24 protein-coding genes are annotated in these 12,815 nt (G+C 35.9%); all 24 read right to left on the reverse strand.

Annotated elements, in window-relative coordinates; genetic code table 11:
- A complete protein-coding gene (rplO, locus tag IR213_RS11335; RefSeq protein WP_194312430.1) occupies positions 1-453 on the reverse strand; it encodes a 50S ribosomal protein L15 in 453 nt (150 codons plus the stop codon).
- A gap of 10 nt (positions 454-463) precedes the next feature.
- Positions 464-646: a 50S ribosomal protein L30 gene (gene rpmD, locus IR213_RS11340; protein ID WP_027310825.1), complete on the reverse strand. Its 183-nt coding sequence runs from the start codon at positions 644-646 to the stop codon at positions 464-466.
- Positions 647-658: 12 nt separating this feature from the next.
- Entirely contained in the window at positions 659-1,186 is a 528-nt protein-coding gene (gene rpsE / locus IR213_RS11345; protein ID WP_144256165.1) for a 30S ribosomal protein S5, read from the reverse strand.
- A gap of 6 nt (positions 1,187-1,192) precedes the next feature.
- Complete coding sequence (gene rplR, locus IR213_RS11350) at positions 1,193-1,543, reverse strand: 50S ribosomal protein L18 (RefSeq protein ID WP_194312431.1); 351 nt, start codon at positions 1,541-1,543, stop codon at positions 1,193-1,195.
- Positions 1,544-1,554: 11 nt separating this feature from the next.
- Positions 1,555-2,097 (reverse strand): 50S ribosomal protein L6, encoded by a 543-nt coding sequence (gene rplF / locus IR213_RS11355; RefSeq protein ID WP_194312432.1) that lies wholly within the window; start codon positions 2,095-2,097, stop codon positions 1,555-1,557.
- An 18-nt stretch (positions 2,098-2,115) separates the two neighbouring features.
- Entirely contained in the window at positions 2,116-2,514 is a 399-nt protein-coding gene (rpsH, locus tag IR213_RS11360) for a 30S ribosomal protein S8 (RefSeq protein ID WP_194312433.1), read from the reverse strand.
- 73 nt (positions 2,515-2,587) lie between these two features.
- Positions 2,588-2,857 carry a 30S ribosomal protein S14 gene (gene rpsN, locus IR213_RS11365; protein WP_194312434.1) on the reverse strand — a complete coding sequence of 90 codons (270 nt, stop codon included), beginning with the start codon at positions 2,855-2,857 and terminating at the stop codon, positions 2,588-2,590.
- Positions 2,858-2,860: 3 nt separating this feature from the next.
- Positions 2,861-3,412: a 50S ribosomal protein L5 gene (gene rplE, locus IR213_RS11370; protein WP_194312435.1), complete on the reverse strand. Its 552-nt coding sequence runs from the start codon at positions 3,410-3,412 to the stop codon at positions 2,861-2,863.
- Positions 3,413-3,414: 2 nt separating this feature from the next.
- Positions 3,415-3,729: a 50S ribosomal protein L24 gene (rplX, locus tag IR213_RS11375; protein WP_194312436.1), complete on the reverse strand. Its 315-nt coding sequence runs from the start codon at positions 3,727-3,729 to the stop codon at positions 3,415-3,417.
- 10 nt (positions 3,730-3,739) lie between these two features.
- Positions 3,740-4,108 (reverse strand): 50S ribosomal protein L14, encoded by a 369-nt coding sequence (gene rplN, locus IR213_RS11380; RefSeq protein ID WP_194312437.1) that lies wholly within the window; start codon positions 4,106-4,108, stop codon positions 3,740-3,742.
- A gap of 2 nt (positions 4,109-4,110) precedes the next feature.
- Positions 4,111-4,371, reverse strand: coding sequence for a 30S ribosomal protein S17 (gene rpsQ / locus IR213_RS11385; protein WP_194312438.1), 261 nt, complete (start codon positions 4,369-4,371; stop codon positions 4,111-4,113).
- Between the two features lie 8 nt (positions 4,372-4,379).
- Complete coding sequence (gene rpmC, locus IR213_RS11390) at positions 4,380-4,571, reverse strand: 50S ribosomal protein L29 (protein ID WP_073370563.1); 192 nt, start codon at positions 4,569-4,571, stop codon at positions 4,380-4,382.
- A 13-nt stretch (positions 4,572-4,584) separates the two neighbouring features.
- Entirely contained in the window at positions 4,585-5,010 is a 426-nt protein-coding gene (rplP, locus tag IR213_RS11395) for a 50S ribosomal protein L16 (protein ID WP_194312439.1), read from the reverse strand.
- A 19-nt stretch (positions 5,011-5,029) separates the two neighbouring features.
- Complete coding sequence (gene rpsC, locus IR213_RS11400; RefSeq protein WP_194312440.1) at positions 5,030-5,791, reverse strand: 30S ribosomal protein S3; 762 nt, start codon at positions 5,789-5,791, stop codon at positions 5,030-5,032.
- Between the two features lie 6 nt (positions 5,792-5,797).
- Positions 5,798-6,211: a 50S ribosomal protein L22 gene (rplV, locus tag IR213_RS11405; protein ID WP_073370567.1), complete on the reverse strand. Its 414-nt coding sequence runs from the start codon at positions 6,209-6,211 to the stop codon at positions 5,798-5,800.
- Between the two features lie 6 nt (positions 6,212-6,217).
- Entirely contained in the window at positions 6,218-6,496 is a 279-nt protein-coding gene (gene rpsS / locus IR213_RS11410; protein ID WP_194312441.1) for a 30S ribosomal protein S19, read from the reverse strand.
- 6 nt (positions 6,497-6,502) lie between these two features.
- Complete coding sequence (rplB, locus tag IR213_RS11415; protein ID WP_143391051.1) at positions 6,503-7,327, reverse strand: 50S ribosomal protein L2; 825 nt, start codon at positions 7,325-7,327, stop codon at positions 6,503-6,505.
- Positions 7,328-7,336: 9 nt separating this feature from the next.
- Entirely contained in the window at positions 7,337-7,627 is a 291-nt protein-coding gene (gene rplW, locus IR213_RS11420; RefSeq protein ID WP_194312442.1) for a 50S ribosomal protein L23, read from the reverse strand.
- Positions 7,628-7,633: 6 nt separating this feature from the next.
- Entirely contained in the window at positions 7,634-8,263 is a 630-nt protein-coding gene (gene rplD / locus IR213_RS11425) for a 50S ribosomal protein L4 (protein WP_194312443.1), read from the reverse strand.
- Entirely contained in the window at positions 8,263-8,880 is a 618-nt protein-coding gene (gene rplC / locus IR213_RS11430) for a 50S ribosomal protein L3 (protein WP_194312444.1), read from the reverse strand. Before rplC ends, rplD begins: the two co-directional genes overlap by 1 nt.
- A gap of 103 nt (positions 8,881-8,983) precedes the next feature.
- Positions 8,984-9,289 carry a 30S ribosomal protein S10 gene (rpsJ, locus tag IR213_RS11435; protein ID WP_040473603.1) on the reverse strand — a complete coding sequence of 102 codons (306 nt, stop codon included), beginning with the start codon at positions 9,287-9,289 and terminating at the stop codon, positions 8,984-8,986.
- Positions 9,290-9,300: 11 nt separating this feature from the next.
- Positions 9,301-11,457: an elongation factor G gene (gene fusA, locus IR213_RS11440; protein WP_194312445.1), complete on the reverse strand. Its 2,157-nt coding sequence runs from the start codon at positions 11,455-11,457 to the stop codon at positions 9,301-9,303.
- Positions 11,458-11,467: 10 nt separating this feature from the next.
- Positions 11,468-11,944, reverse strand: a complete 477-nt coding sequence (rpsG, locus tag IR213_RS11445; protein ID WP_194312446.1) for a 30S ribosomal protein S7 — start codon at positions 11,942-11,944, stop codon at positions 11,468-11,470.
- A 74-nt stretch (positions 11,945-12,018) separates the two neighbouring features.
- On the reverse strand, positions 12,019-12,402 hold the full coding sequence (gene rpsL, locus IR213_RS11450; RefSeq protein WP_007136570.1) for a 30S ribosomal protein S12: 384 nt from the start codon (positions 12,400-12,402) through the stop codon (positions 12,019-12,021).
- Positions 12,403-12,815 lie beyond the last annotated feature (413 nt).

A 12,815-nucleotide genomic window follows, 5' to 3' on the forward strand; every position in this document is an offset into this window, starting at 1 on the left:
TTAAATGATTACAACTTCTCCGCCAGCAGCTTCAATAGCCGCTTTTGCAGTAGCAGTAAATTTGTGAGCGGTTACTGTTAATTTAGCTTTCAATTCTCCTCTACCTAAAATCTTAACGATTTCATTTTTAGTAGCCAAACGATTTGCAACATATACAGTCATATCAACTGAATTTGTTACGATACCATTATCCACCAATAATTGAAGCGTATCAAGATTTACGCCTTCGTATTCTTTACGATTGATGTTTGTGAAACCAAACTTAGGCACACGCCTTTGAAGTGGCATTTGACCACCTTCAAAACCAATCTTTTTAGAATAACCAGAACGAGATTTTGCTCCTTTGTGGCCACGTGATGCGGTACCACCTTTACCAGAACCTTCTCCTCTACCCAATCTTTTATTTTGATTGTGTGTTGACCCTTCAGCCGGTTGTAAGTTACTTAAATTCATAACGTATTTGTTATTTAGCTTCTTCTACAGAAACTAAGTGTTTAACTTTATTTATCATTCCAAGGATAGTTGGATTTGAATCATGTTCTACAACCTGACCCATTTTACGTAGACCTAAAGCTTCCAATCCTCTTTTCTGAGTAAGAGGACAATTGATTTTGCTTCTAACTTGTTTTACTAATAATTTAGCCATATTTTCCTTGAATTAACCTTTAAAAACTTTTTCTAAAGAAACGCCTCTTTGTTTTGCAACAGTATGAGCACTTCTCATTTGTAATAAAGCATCAAAAGTTGCTTTTACCACATTGTGAGGATTTGATGATCCTTGAGATTTTGATAATACATCATGTATACCAACTGACTCAAGAACTGAACGAACTGCTCCACCTGCAATAACTCCAGTACCATGAGAGGCAGGAATTAAAAATACACGTGCTCCACCAAATTTACCTTTTTGTTCGTGAGGAACAGATTGTCCATTCAAAGGAATCTTTACAAGATTTTTCTTTGCATCTTCTACTGCTTTCGCAATTGCTTCAGAAACGTCTTTAGATTTTCCTAATCCATGACCCACTACTCCATTCTCATCACCTACAACTACAATAGCAGAAAAACCAAATGCTCTACCACCTTTTGTAACTTTAGTAACACGATTTACACTTACCAAACGATCTTTTAATTCAAGACCACTTGGTTTTACTAGCTCTACATTCTTGTATTTACTATTAGACATACTATATTAGAATTTAAGTCCAGCCGCTCTCGCGCCTTCCGCTAATGATTTAATACGACCGTGATATAAATAACCTCCTCTGTCGAAAGTTACTGTTTCAATACCAGCTTTTAACGCTTTCTCTGCAATTAGTTTTCCAACCGCAGTCGCCACTTCAATGTTCGTACCTTTTCCTATTTCTTTTTCTCTTGAAGAAGCAGCTAGCAAAGTAACTCCGTTTACGTCATCAATAAGTTGAGCATAAATTTCTTTGTTACTTCTAAATACAGATAGCCTTGGATTAGTAGGAGTACCACTAATTGTTTTTCTAATTCTGAATCTGATTCTCTGTCTTCTTTCAGGTTTTGTTAATGACATAATGTTATTTTTTACGCTGATTTACCTGCTTTTCTTCTTAATACTTCACCTACAAATTTAACACCTTTTCCTTTGTACGGTTCTGGTTTGCGGAAACCTCTGATTTTCGCGGCAACCTGGCCTAAAAGTTGTTTATCAAATGATGTTAATTTTACAATTGGATTTTTACCTTTTTCAGATATAGTTTCCAAAACTACCTCCGGGGCTATTTCCAAAACAATATTGTGAGAATATCCAAGAGCTAAATCTAATTTTTGTCCTACATTTGAAGCTCTATAACCCACTCCAACTAATTCCAAAGATTTTGTAAAACCATCAGTTACACCGATAATCATATTATTGATTAAAGATCGGTATAAACCGTGTTTTGCTCTTTGGTCTTTGTGATCAGATGATCTGTTCACTTGAACTTGATCTCCTTCAACTGTTACAGTAACATCTGAATATTCCTGTGTAAGTTGACCATTTTTTCCTTTTACTGTAATAATACCATTTGCAACTTCAACAGTTACTCCGGCAGGGATTACAACGGGATTTTTACCTATTCTTGACATCTCTTATAAGTCTTTTAATTAGTATACGTAACAAATTACTTCACCACCTACATTTAATTGCTTCGCTTGTTTCCCAGTCATAAGACCTTTTGAAGTTGAAACAATCGCAATTCCCAATCCGTTAAGGATTCTTGGAATGGTAGAAGAACCTGAATACTTACGTAAACCTGGTTTACTAATTCTTTGGATATCTTTAATCACTGACTCTTTAGTATCCTTATCATACTTCAAAGCTATTTTAATTGAACCCTGAACAGAGTTGTCTTCAAATTTGTAACTTAAGATATATCCTTGATCAAATAAGATCTTAGTTATTTCTTTTTTTAGATTAGATGCCGGAATTTCGACAACTTTGTGGTTTGCAGCCACAGCGTTTCTAACTCTCGTCAAATAATCTGCAATAGGATCTGTATACATATGTATTGATTTGCGGCAACGGTTTTCGACAGAACTAATCTATTGAACCTGAAACCAATTTATAAATATTTGATTACCAAGAAGCTTTTTTAACTCCAGGAATTAGTCCGTTATTTGCCATTTCACGAAATGTTACACGTGAAATACCGAACTGACGAATATATCCTCTTGGTCTACCTGTCAATTTGCAACGATTGTGCAAACGTACTGGTGAAGCATTTTTAGGTAATTTTTGCAAACCTACAGAATCTCCGGCTTCTTTCAAAGCTTTTCTTTTCTCAGCATACTTCACTACCGTTTTTTCTCTCTTCACCTCGCGGGCTTTCATTGATTCTTTAGCCATATCTTAATTCTTTTTAAAAGGTAAACCTAATTCAGCCAATAACGATTTTGCTTCTTTGTCCGTAGCAGCAGAAGTAACAAAAGTAATGTCCATTCCAGATATTTTATTTACTTTGTCAATATCAATTTCAGGGAAAATGATTTGCTCTAAAACACCAAGATTGTAGTTTCCCCTTCCGTCAAAACCAGTAGCTTTAATTCCACTGAAATCTCTAACACGTGGCAAAGAAGAAGTAACTAATCTATCTAAAAATTCATACATCCTTTCTCCACGCAAAGTAACTTTTGCTCCAATAGGCATCCCTTTTCTCAATTTGAATGACGCAACGTCTTTCTTTGAAATTGTAGATACTGCTTTCTGTCCAGTGATCTTTGTTAACTCATCAACTGCATAGTCAATTAGTTTTTTATCAGATACAGCTGCACCAACTCCTTTACTTAAAACGATTTTTTCCAATTTTGGAACTTGCATTACGTTTTTGTATCCGAATTCCTCTTTAAGAGCAGATATTACTCTGTTCTTATACTCTTCTTTTAGTCTAGGTATATATGCCATTACTATAGTACTTGATTAGATTTTTTTGAAAATCTCACTTTCTTATCTCCTTCAACTCTAATACCAACTCTAGTTGTTTCCTTAGTTTTAGGATCAATTAGAGATATGTTTGATATTTGTATAGAAGCTTCTTTTTTTACAATACCACCTTGAGGGCTTTTCGCACTTGGTTTCGTGTGTTTTGAAACCATGTTTACACCTTCAACAATTGCTTTATTTTTCTCACGGTATACACGTAAAACTTTACCTTCAGCACCTTTATGGTCTCCAGCAATTACTCTTACGATGTCTCCTGATTTTACTTTTAGCTTTATCATCTTAAAATAATTAAAGCACTTCTGGTGCTAATGATACAATTTTCATGAATTGTTTTTCACGAAGTTCTCTTGCTACCGGTCCAAAAACGCGAGTTCCTCTCATTTCTCCTGCAGCGTTCAAAAGAACACATGCATTGTCATCGAAACGGATATAAGAACCATCAGCTCTTCTCACTTCTTTTTTGGTACGTACAACAACTGCAGTTGAAACTGATCCTTTTTTAACGTTTCCGTTAGGAGCAGTATCTTTGATAGAAACTACAATCTTGTCACCAACAGAGGCATACCTTCTTTTGGTACCTCCTAAAACACGGATAGTTAAAACTTCTTTTGCTCCCGTATTATCTGCTACTTTTAGTCTTGATTCTTGTTGTACCATAATTATTTAGCTCTTTCAATGATTTCAACTAACCTCCAACATTTTGTTTTACTTAAAGGACGAGTTTCACTAATCCTTACAGTATCCCCAATGTTACAGTCGTTCTTTTCGTCGTGTGCATGATACTTTTTAGTTTTCAACACGAACTTACCGTATAGTGGGTGTTTTACTTTACGCACTTCAGCAACAACAATAGATTTATCCATTTTGTCTGAAGTTACAACACCAACTCTTTCTTTTCTTAAATTTCTTTTTTCTTCCATCTTTAGAATTATTGTAATTCTCTTTTAGTAAGTTCTGTAGCTAATCTTGCAACTGTTCTTCTAACACTTCTAATTTGAAGCGGATTCTCAATTGGAGAAATAGCGTGAGCCATTTTTAAGTCAGCATATGCTTTCTTAGTTTGGTTAAGTTTTTCTTGCAACTCAGCTGCAGAAAGATCTTTTATTTCTGATTGTTTCATAATATATAATTAATTATGCTTCGAAATCTCTAGCAACGATGAATTTAGTTTTACATGGAAGCTTTTGAGCTGCAAGACGTAACGCCTCTTTCGCAACTGACAAAGGTACTCCTCCAACTTCAAACATTATTCTTCCGGGTCTAACAACGGCAGCCCAATACTCGACTGCTCCTTTACCTTTACCCATACGTACCTCAAGAGGTTTCTTTGTGATTGGTTTGTCTGGAAATATTTTGATCCATAATTGTCCTTCTCTTTTCATAAAACGAGTTGCAGCAATACGTGCAGCTTCGATTTGACGTGAGGTTAAGAACATTCCATCTTCATGTACAGATTTAATACCAAACATTCCATTAGAAAGTTCGTGCCCTCTTTGAGAGTTCCCTTTCATTTTACCCTTTTGTACCTTACGGTATTTTGTTCTTTTAGGCTGTAACATTTTTCTTTAGTTTAAAAATTTACTTTCTCTTACGAGCGTCTGGTTTTCCACCTTTATTAAAAGGTTTTCTATCTCCTCGCGGAGAATCGCCACCTTTACCACCACCAGTTCCGGATTGTTTTTTATCCATTCCTGCAAGCGGAGAAAGATCTCTCTTTCCATAAACTTCACCTTTCATGATCCAAACTTTGATACCCATTCTACCATAAGTAGTATGAGCTTCAGCTAGAGCATAATCGATATCGGCTCTGAAAGTTGATAGAGGAATTCTACCTTCTTTGAAACCTTCTGAACGTGCCATTTCTGCACCATTCAAACGACCAGAAATCAAAACTTTGATACCTTCTGCGTTCATACGCATAGTAGCAGCAATAGCCATTTTGATTGCACGTCTGTAAGAAATACGGCTTTCGATTTGACGACAGATACTTGTAGCAACTAAAAAAGCATCAAGTTCAGGTCTTTTGATTTCAAAGATGTTGATTTGAACCTCTTTGTCAGTAACTTTCTTAAGTTCTTCTTTCAACTTGTCTACCTCTTGGCCACCTTTTCCGATAATAATACCAGGTCTAGCAGTAGTGATAGTAACGGTTACAAGTTTCAAAGTTCTCTCGATGATTACTTTTGATACACTAGCTTTTGATAAACGAGCATGGATATACTTTCTGATTTTGAAATCTTCGGCAAGTTTATCACCGTAATCATTTCCACCATACCAGTTAGAGTCCCATCCTCTGATGATACCAAGTCTATTTCCAATTGGATTTGTCTTTTGTCCCATCTTTAATTATTTTGCTTGTGTGTTATCATTAATAGCTCCTAACACGATGGTTACGTGGTTTGAACGTTTTCTAATTCTGTGTGCTCTACCTTGTGGAGCTGGACGAAGTCTTTTCAACATCATTCCACCATCTACAGTGATAGTTTTAACGAATAAGCCTGCTTCTTCCATATTAGCATCAGGGTTTTTTGCTTGCCAGTTGGCAATTACAGATAAAACCAATTTCTCTAATTTTCTTGAAGCTTCTTTAGAACTAAATCTTAAAATATTTAGTGCTCTCTCTACCTTCTGACCTCTTACTAGATCTGCTACTAAGCGCATTTTTCTAGGTGAAGTAGGGCAGTTATTTAACTTTGCGAAGGCCAAAGACTTATTAGCCTCTTTTCTTGCGTCTGCTGTTTCTCTTTTACGAACTCCCATTGCTTCTTATTTTTTACCTTTATTTTTTGCTCCAGCATGACCTCTAAAAGATCGAGTTGGTGAAAACTCTCCTAATTTGTGACCTACCATGTTTTCTGTTACGTAAACTGGTACAAATTGACGACCGTTATGAACTGCGATTGTTTGTCCAACAAAGTCCGGAGTAATCATAGAAGCTCTAGACCAAGTCTTTACAACTCCTTTACTACCTTTTTCAATGTTTTCTTGAACTTTCTTGTCTAACTTATAATGAACGAAAGGTCCTTTTTTTAATGAACGTGCCATATCTTATTATTTCTTTCTACGTTCTACAATATACTTATTACTCGGGTTTTTCTTAGAACGTGTTCTATAACCTTTAGCAGGTATACCGTTTCTAGATCGTGGATGTCCACCAGAAGAACGTCCTTCACCACCACCCATTGGGTGATCGACAGGGTTCATTGCTACTGGTCTTGTTCTAGGTCTTCTTCCTAACCATCTTGTTCTACCTGCTTTTCCAGATACAACTAATTGGTGGTCTGAGTTAGAAACTGCTCCAATTGTAGCCGAACAAGTCAACAAGATTAATCTTGTTTCTCCCGAAGGCATTTTGATTGTTGCGTATTTTCCGTCTCTTGCCATTAATTGTGCGAATGTTCCAGCAGAACGAGCGATTACAGCCCCTTGTCCTGGTCTCAATTCGATACAAGATATTACAGTTCCTAATGGAATTCTGCTTAATGGTAAAGTATTCCCTATTTCAGGCTGAGATTCTGGACCAGAAACTAATTTCTGACCAACTTTCAATCCGTTTTGAGCAATAATGTATGTTTTCTCACCATCAGCATAAGCTAACAATGCGATAAACGCAGTACGATTTGGATCATATTCGATTGATTTCACTGTCGCCGGAATTCCTTCTTTTGTACGTTTGAAATCAATGATACGATATCTCTGCTTGTGACCACCACCCGTATAACGCATGGTCATCTTTCCTTGACTATTTCTACCTCCAGAGTTTTTTATCGGCGCTATCAAAGAGCGTTCCGGCTTATCAGTTGTAATGGCGTCATAACCATTCACAACTCTAAATCGCTGACCTGGGGTAATAGGTTTTAATTTTCTTACTGACATTTTTCTATCTTAGATATTGTTGTAAAAATCAATTGTTTCTCCTTCTTGTACTTGTACAAATGCTTTTTTAGCAGCATTCGTCTTTCCACTGATAAGACCACTTTTAGTGTATTTTGTAGTTCTATCCGGCCTTACATTCATCGTGTTAACACTCAAAATAGTTACTCCATAAGCAGCTTCAACAGCTTTCTTAATTTGCACTTTGTTTGCTTTTTTGTCAACGAAGAATCCAAAGCGGTTTAATACTTCACTTTCTTTGGTTACTTTTTCTGTTACTATAGGTTTAATTATGATGCTCATATCCTATTATTTACTTAAATTTTCTTCAATTACCTCTAAAGAACCTTCTAAAAGTACTAAACTATTCGTGTTTAGAATGTCGTAAGTACTTAATTCTAAGCTACTTATCACCTTAGACGCCTTTAAATTGCGTGACGACAAATATACATTTTTATTCGAATCGCCCAACACAAATAAAGATTTTTTATTCTCCAACCCTAAAGCTTTCAAAACATTGATGAAATTTTTAGTGTTTGGTGTTTCAAAATTGAAGTCTTCAAGAACAATTATGTTTGCTTCTTTTGCTTTAATTGAGAAAGCAGATTTTCTTGCCAAACGTTTCAAGCTTTTATTCAATTTAAATGAATAACTTCTTGGTCTTGGTCCGAAAACTGTTCCACCACCTTTAAACAATGGATTCTTTGCACTACCCGCACGAGCAGTTCCAGTTCCTTTTTGTTTTTTAATCTTACGTGTACTTCCCGCTACTTCAGCTCTTTCCTTTGCTTTGTGCGTTCCTTGTCTTTGATTAGCAAGATATTGCTTAACATCAAGGTATACTGCATGATTATTTGGTTCAATTGCGAATACTGAATCAGAAAGTTGAACTTTTCTTCCAGTATCTTTTCCGTTGAAATCTAATACTTTTGCTTCCATTACTTGTGAATGATTACATAAGAGTTGTTACATCCAGGAACACATCCTTTAATAACAAGTAGGTTCTTTTCAGTCACTACTTTTAAAACTCTAAGGTTTTGAACGTTTACATTTTCGCCTCCCATACGTCCAGCCATACGCATTCCTTTGAATACTCTAGATGGATAAGAAGAAGCTCCTACAGAACCTGGCGCTCTTAAACGGTTGTGTTGACCGTGAGTTGCTTGTCCTACACCACCAAAACCGTGACGTTTCACAACCCCTTGAAAACCTTTACCTTTAGATACACCTTGTACATCTACAAATTCTCCTTCTACAAACATTGAAACGTCAATAACGTCTCCTAATTTTTGTTCAGTTGCAAAATTTTGGAATTCAACGACTTTTTTCTTAGCTACAGTTCCTGCTTTCGCAAAGTGACCAACGGCCGCTTTTGTGGAATGTTTCTCGTTTTTGTCATCGAAACCAAGTTGCAACGCTTCGTACCCGTCAACACCTTTGGTTCTGACTTGGGTAACAACACATGGTCCAGCTTCGATTACTGTACAAGGAATATTTTTCCCGTTTTCGTCGAAAATGCTGGTCATGCCGATTTTTCTACCAATTAACCCAGACATAATTATTATTTATTAATTATTAAAAAATTGCATATCATACAATGTAAATTGTATTAAGAAGTTTCTTAATACAATTTACAGTGCAGAATTAAATACAATATACCTATACTTTGATTTCTACTTCAACACCACTTGGCAATTCTAATTTCATCAAAGCATCAATTGTTTTTGATGATGATGAATAAATGTCAATTAATCTCTTGTATGACATTACTTCAAATTGCTCTCTCGCTTTTTTATTAACGTGTGGAGAACGTAGAACGGTAAAAAGTTTTTTATGAGTAGGTAACGGAATTGGGCCTGTTACTACTGCTCCGGTGCTTTTTACGGTTTTTACGATTTTCTCGGCAGACTTGTCCACCAACATATAATCGTAAGATTTTAATTTTATTCTGATTTTTTGACTCATTTTCTTAAAGATTAAGCGGTTCCTTTTGCTTTTTTGATAACTGCTTCCGAAATATTGGAAGGTGTTTCTGCGTAGTGTGAAAATTCCATAGTAGATGTTGCTCTACCAGATGAAAGTGTTCTTAATGTAGTAACATAACCGAACATTTCCGATAACGGCACATCTGCTTTGATGGTTTTAGCACCAGCTCTGTCACCCATATCATTCACTTGACCTCTACGACGGTTAATATCACCTACGATATCTCCCATGTTTTCTTCAGGTGTGATCACTTCCATTTTCATAATTGGCTCGAGAACAATTGCACCAGCAGCTTTTGCCACTTCTCTGTAACCCATTCTAGCAGCAAGTTCAAATGAAAGTGCGTCAGAATCGACAGGGTGAAAAGATCCATCCAATAAAGTTACTTTCAAACTATCAACTTGATATCCTGCTAAAGGACCTGTTTTCATAGCTTCACGGAAACCTTTTTCTACAGATGGAATATATTCTTTAGGAACGTTACCACCCTTTACAGCATTTATAAATTGTAAACCTTTAACAGCTTTACCATCTACTAAATCTGCTGGTTCTAATCTAAATACGATATCACCAAATTTACCACGACCACCAGATTGTTTTTTGTAAACTTCTCTGTGTTGAGCAACTTTTGTAAATGCTTCTTTGTATTCAACTTGAGGCTCACCTTGGTTTACTTCAACTTTGAATTCACGTTTCATTCTATCAACAAGGATATCTAAGTGTAATTCCCCCATTCCTGAGATAATTGTTTGCCCTGAAGCTTCATCCGTTCTAACAGTAAATGTTGGATCTTCTTCAGCTAATTTAGCCAAAGCCATACCCATTTTATCCACATCAGCTTTAGTTTTAGGCTCAATGGCAATACCAATTACCGGTGCCGGGAATTTCATTGACTCAAGAATGATTGGATGTTTTTCATCACACAATGTATCTCCAGTTTTGATGTCTTTAAATCCAACTGCTGCTCCAATATCACCTGCTTCTATATAATCGATTGGGTTTTGTTTGTTAGCGTGCATTTGATAGATACGAGAAATTCTTTCTTTATTTCCTGAACGAGTGTTCAAAACGTAAGAACCTGCATCTAGACGTCCTGAATAAGCACGGAAGAAAGCTAAACGACCTACAAATGGGTCAGTAGCAATTTTGAATGCTAAGGCAGCGAAAGGCTCTTTAACATCTGGCTTACGCAATATTTTTGTTTGATCTTCTTCTAATAATTCAGAATCATCAGGATGAATCCCTTCGATACCGTCTTTATCCATTGGAGATGGCAAGTATTTACATACTGCATCCAACATGAATTGAACTCCTTTGTTTTTGAAAGCAGAACCAGCAATCATTGGAATGATAGCCATATCCATAGTCGCTGCTCTTAATGCGTTATTAATTTCTTCCTCAGTAATAGATTCTTCATCTTCCATGAATTTCTCTAACAGGTTTTCATCATAATCAGCAACGGCTTCAATAAGTATAGATCTGTATTCTTTTACTTCTGCAAGCATATCTTCCGGAATAGGCACAATATCATAAGTAGCACCCAAACCTTCTTCATGCCATACAATAGCTTGATTTTTTACTAAATCAACTACTCCTCTGAAGTCATTTTCTTCACCAATTGGCAAAGTTATAGCAACAGCATTAGACTTCAACATATCTCTTACTTGTTGACATACCATCAAAAAGTTAGATCCTTGTCTGTCCATTTTATTAACAAATCCCATACGTGGCACTCTATATTGATCTGCTAATCTCCAGTTCGTTTCTGATTGAGGTTCTACACCATCAACAGCACTAAACAAGAAAACCAACCCGTCAAGTACACGTAAAGAACGATTTACTTCAACAGTAAAATCAACGTGTCCCGGGGTATCAATAATATTAAAGTGATAAGGAAGTGATTCAGGTAAAATTCTACCTTGTTCCGTTGGAAAATTCCATTCACAAGTTGTAGCAGCAGAGGTAATCGTAATACCTCTTTCTTGCTCTTGCGCCATCCAGTCCATTGTTGCAGCACCATCGTGTACTTCACCAATTTTATGTGACTTTCCTGTATAGAATAATATACGCTCCGTTGTTGTTGTTTTACCAGCATCAATGTGAGCAGCAATTCCAATATTTCTTGTAAATTTAAGATCTCTAGCCATTTCTTAAGAATTAAAATCTAAAGTGAGAGAAAGCTTTATTAGCTTCTGCCATTTTGTGAGTATCCATTCTTTTCTTAACGGCAGCCCCTTCTTCTTTAGCCGCAGCTAAACACTCTGAAGCTAATCTTTGAGCCATTGATTTTTCGTTTCTTCTTCTTGAATAAAGAATCAACCATTTCATGGCCATAGAGATTTTTCTATCTGGTCTAATTTGCATTGGGATTTGAAATGTAGCCCCACCAACTCTACGACTACGTACTTCTACGTGAGGCATAACATTAGTTAAAGCATCTTTCCAAATGTCTAATGATGGTTTTTCCGCATCTTGCTTTTTAGTTTCTATAATGTCAATTGCATCATAAAAAACTTTGAAAGCTGTTGATTTCTTACCGTCCCACATTAAGTTGTTTACAAAACGCGTTACCAATTGGTCGTTAAACCTTGGATCTGGTAAAAGTGGTCTTTTCTTTGCCGCTCTTTTTCTCATTTCTTTTTTTTAATTAAATGTCATACTTTATCTAGTCGCTATAAATCGCGCCTCAACAAGAACAACTTTTTAAATTACTTTTTTGCTTCTTTTGGGCGTTTAGCACCATATTTAGATCTTCTTTGCGTTCTTCCCGCTACACCTGATGTATCAAGCGCACCTCGAACGATGTGATATCTAACTCCTGGTAAATCTTTTACCCTTCCACCCCTAACTAATACTATCGAGTGCTCTTGTAGATTGTGTCCTTCACCAGGGATGTAAGCATTTACCTCATTACCATTTGTCAAACGTACACGCGCTACTTTACGCATTGCAGAGTTTGGTTTTTTTGGTGTAGTAGTGTAAACACGCGTACAAACCCCTCTTCTTTGAGGACAAGAATCTAAAGCAACCGATTTACTCTTCTTAGTTATCTGAGTTCTTCCTGTTCTTACTAATTGTTGAATTGTTGGCATAATTAATACTAAAATTTCTTATATATTAAATTTCCCGCTTTTTACGGGGTTGCAAATGTAGTAATTATTTTGTTGTAAACAAATCATAATTAATTAAATTTTGCGATAAGTAAATATTTGTTTTTTAATGGAATACAGAATTACCAATAAATGATTCCGCTTAGAAATAAAACAACCCCTTTTTAACTATTTTACAAAAGCATTTAAACTTATGCGTTTCATAAAAAAAATGAACCTTAAAAATATTTTCAATACTATTTACCTCAAAAACCGTAAGCACGCCCTTAGCGTCCCCACGTCAAACTGTCTAAAAACCTTCCTTTCCAATGTTTATTCTTTTGTATTAAAAATCGTTCAAAATATTTGGATAACTCCTTAGTTTTCTTTATCTTTAAGCAAGTATTTATCGCTTA

Source organism: Flavobacterium soyangense (genome assembly GCF_015277675.1).
Taxonomy (GTDB): domain Bacteria; phylum Bacteroidota; class Bacteroidia; order Flavobacteriales; family Flavobacteriaceae; genus Flavobacterium; species Flavobacterium soyangense.

Excerpts from the sequence above, each read along its gene's own strand:
- rplO (WP_194312430.1), bottom strand. The coding sequence starts at position 453 with ATGAATTTAAGTAACTTACAACCGGCTGAAGGGTCAACACACAATCAA.
- rpmD (WP_027310825.1), bottom strand. The coding sequence starts at position 646 with ATGGCTAAATTATTAGTAAAACAAGTTAGAAGCAAAATCAATTGTCCT.
- rpsE (WP_144256165.1), bottom strand. The coding sequence starts at position 1,186 with ATGTCTAATAGTAAATACAAGAATGTAGAGCTAGTAAAACCAAGTGGT.
- rplR (WP_194312431.1), bottom strand. The coding sequence starts at position 1,543 with ATGTCATTAACAAAACCTGAAAGAAGACAGAGAATCAGATTCAGAATT.
- rplF (WP_194312432.1), bottom strand. The coding sequence starts at position 2,097 with ATGTCAAGAATAGGTAAAAATCCCGTTGTAATCCCTGCCGGAGTAACT.
- rpsH (WP_194312433.1), bottom strand. The coding sequence starts at position 2,514 with ATGTATACAGATCCTATTGCAGATTATTTGACGAGAGTTAGAAACGCT.
- rpsN (WP_194312434.1), bottom strand. The coding sequence starts at position 2,857 with ATGGCTAAAGAATCAATGAAAGCCCGCGAGGTGAAGAGAGAAAAAACG.
- rplE (WP_194312435.1), bottom strand. The coding sequence starts at position 3,412 with ATGGCATATATACCTAGACTAAAAGAAGAGTATAAGAACAGAGTAATA.
- rplX (WP_194312436.1), bottom strand. The coding sequence starts at position 3,729 with ATGATAAAGCTAAAAGTAAAATCAGGAGACATCGTAAGAGTAATTGCT.
- rplN (WP_194312437.1), bottom strand. The coding sequence starts at position 4,108 with ATGGTACAACAAGAATCAAGACTAAAAGTAGCAGATAATACGGGAGCA.
- rpsQ (WP_194312438.1), bottom strand. The coding sequence starts at position 4,371 with ATGGAAGAAAAAAGAAATTTAAGAAAAGAAAGAGTTGGTGTTGTAACT.
- rpmC (WP_073370563.1), bottom strand. The coding sequence starts at position 4,571 with ATGAAACAATCAGAAATAAAAGATCTTTCTGCAGCTGAGTTGCAAGAA.
- rplP (WP_194312439.1), bottom strand. The coding sequence starts at position 5,010 with ATGTTACAGCCTAAAAGAACAAAATACCGTAAGGTACAAAAGGGTAAA.
- rpsC (WP_194312440.1), bottom strand. The coding sequence starts at position 5,791 with ATGGGACAAAAGACAAATCCAATTGGAAATAGACTTGGTATCATCAGA.
- rplV (WP_073370567.1), bottom strand. The coding sequence starts at position 6,211 with ATGGGAGTTCGTAAAAGAGAAACAGCAGACGCAAGAAAAGAGGCTAAT.
- rpsS (WP_194312441.1), bottom strand. The coding sequence starts at position 6,496 with ATGGCACGTTCATTAAAAAAAGGACCTTTCGTTCATTATAAGTTAGAC.
- rplB (WP_143391051.1), bottom strand. The coding sequence starts at position 7,327 with ATGTCAGTAAGAAAATTAAAACCTATTACCCCAGGTCAGCGATTTAGA.
- rplW (WP_194312442.1), bottom strand. The coding sequence starts at position 7,627 with ATGAGCATCATAATTAAACCTATAGTAACAGAAAAAGTAACCAAAGAA.
- rplD (WP_194312443.1), bottom strand. The coding sequence starts at position 8,263 with ATGGAAGCAAAAGTATTAGATTTCAACGGAAAAGATACTGGAAGAAAA.
- rplC (WP_194312444.1), bottom strand. The coding sequence starts at position 8,880 with ATGTCTGGGTTAATTGGTAGAAAAATCGGCATGACCAGCATTTTCGAC.
- rpsJ (WP_040473603.1), bottom strand. The coding sequence starts at position 9,289 with ATGAGTCAAAAAATCAGAATAAAATTAAAATCTTACGATTATATGTTG.
- fusA (WP_194312445.1), bottom strand. The coding sequence starts at position 11,457 with ATGGCTAGAGATCTTAAATTTACAAGAAATATTGGAATTGCTGCTCAC.
- rpsG (WP_194312446.1), bottom strand. The coding sequence starts at position 11,944 with ATGAGAAAAAGAGCGGCAAAGAAAAGACCACTTTTACCAGATCCAAGG.
- rpsL (WP_007136570.1), bottom strand. The coding sequence starts at position 12,402 with ATGCCAACAATTCAACAATTAGTAAGAACAGGAAGAACTCAGATAACT.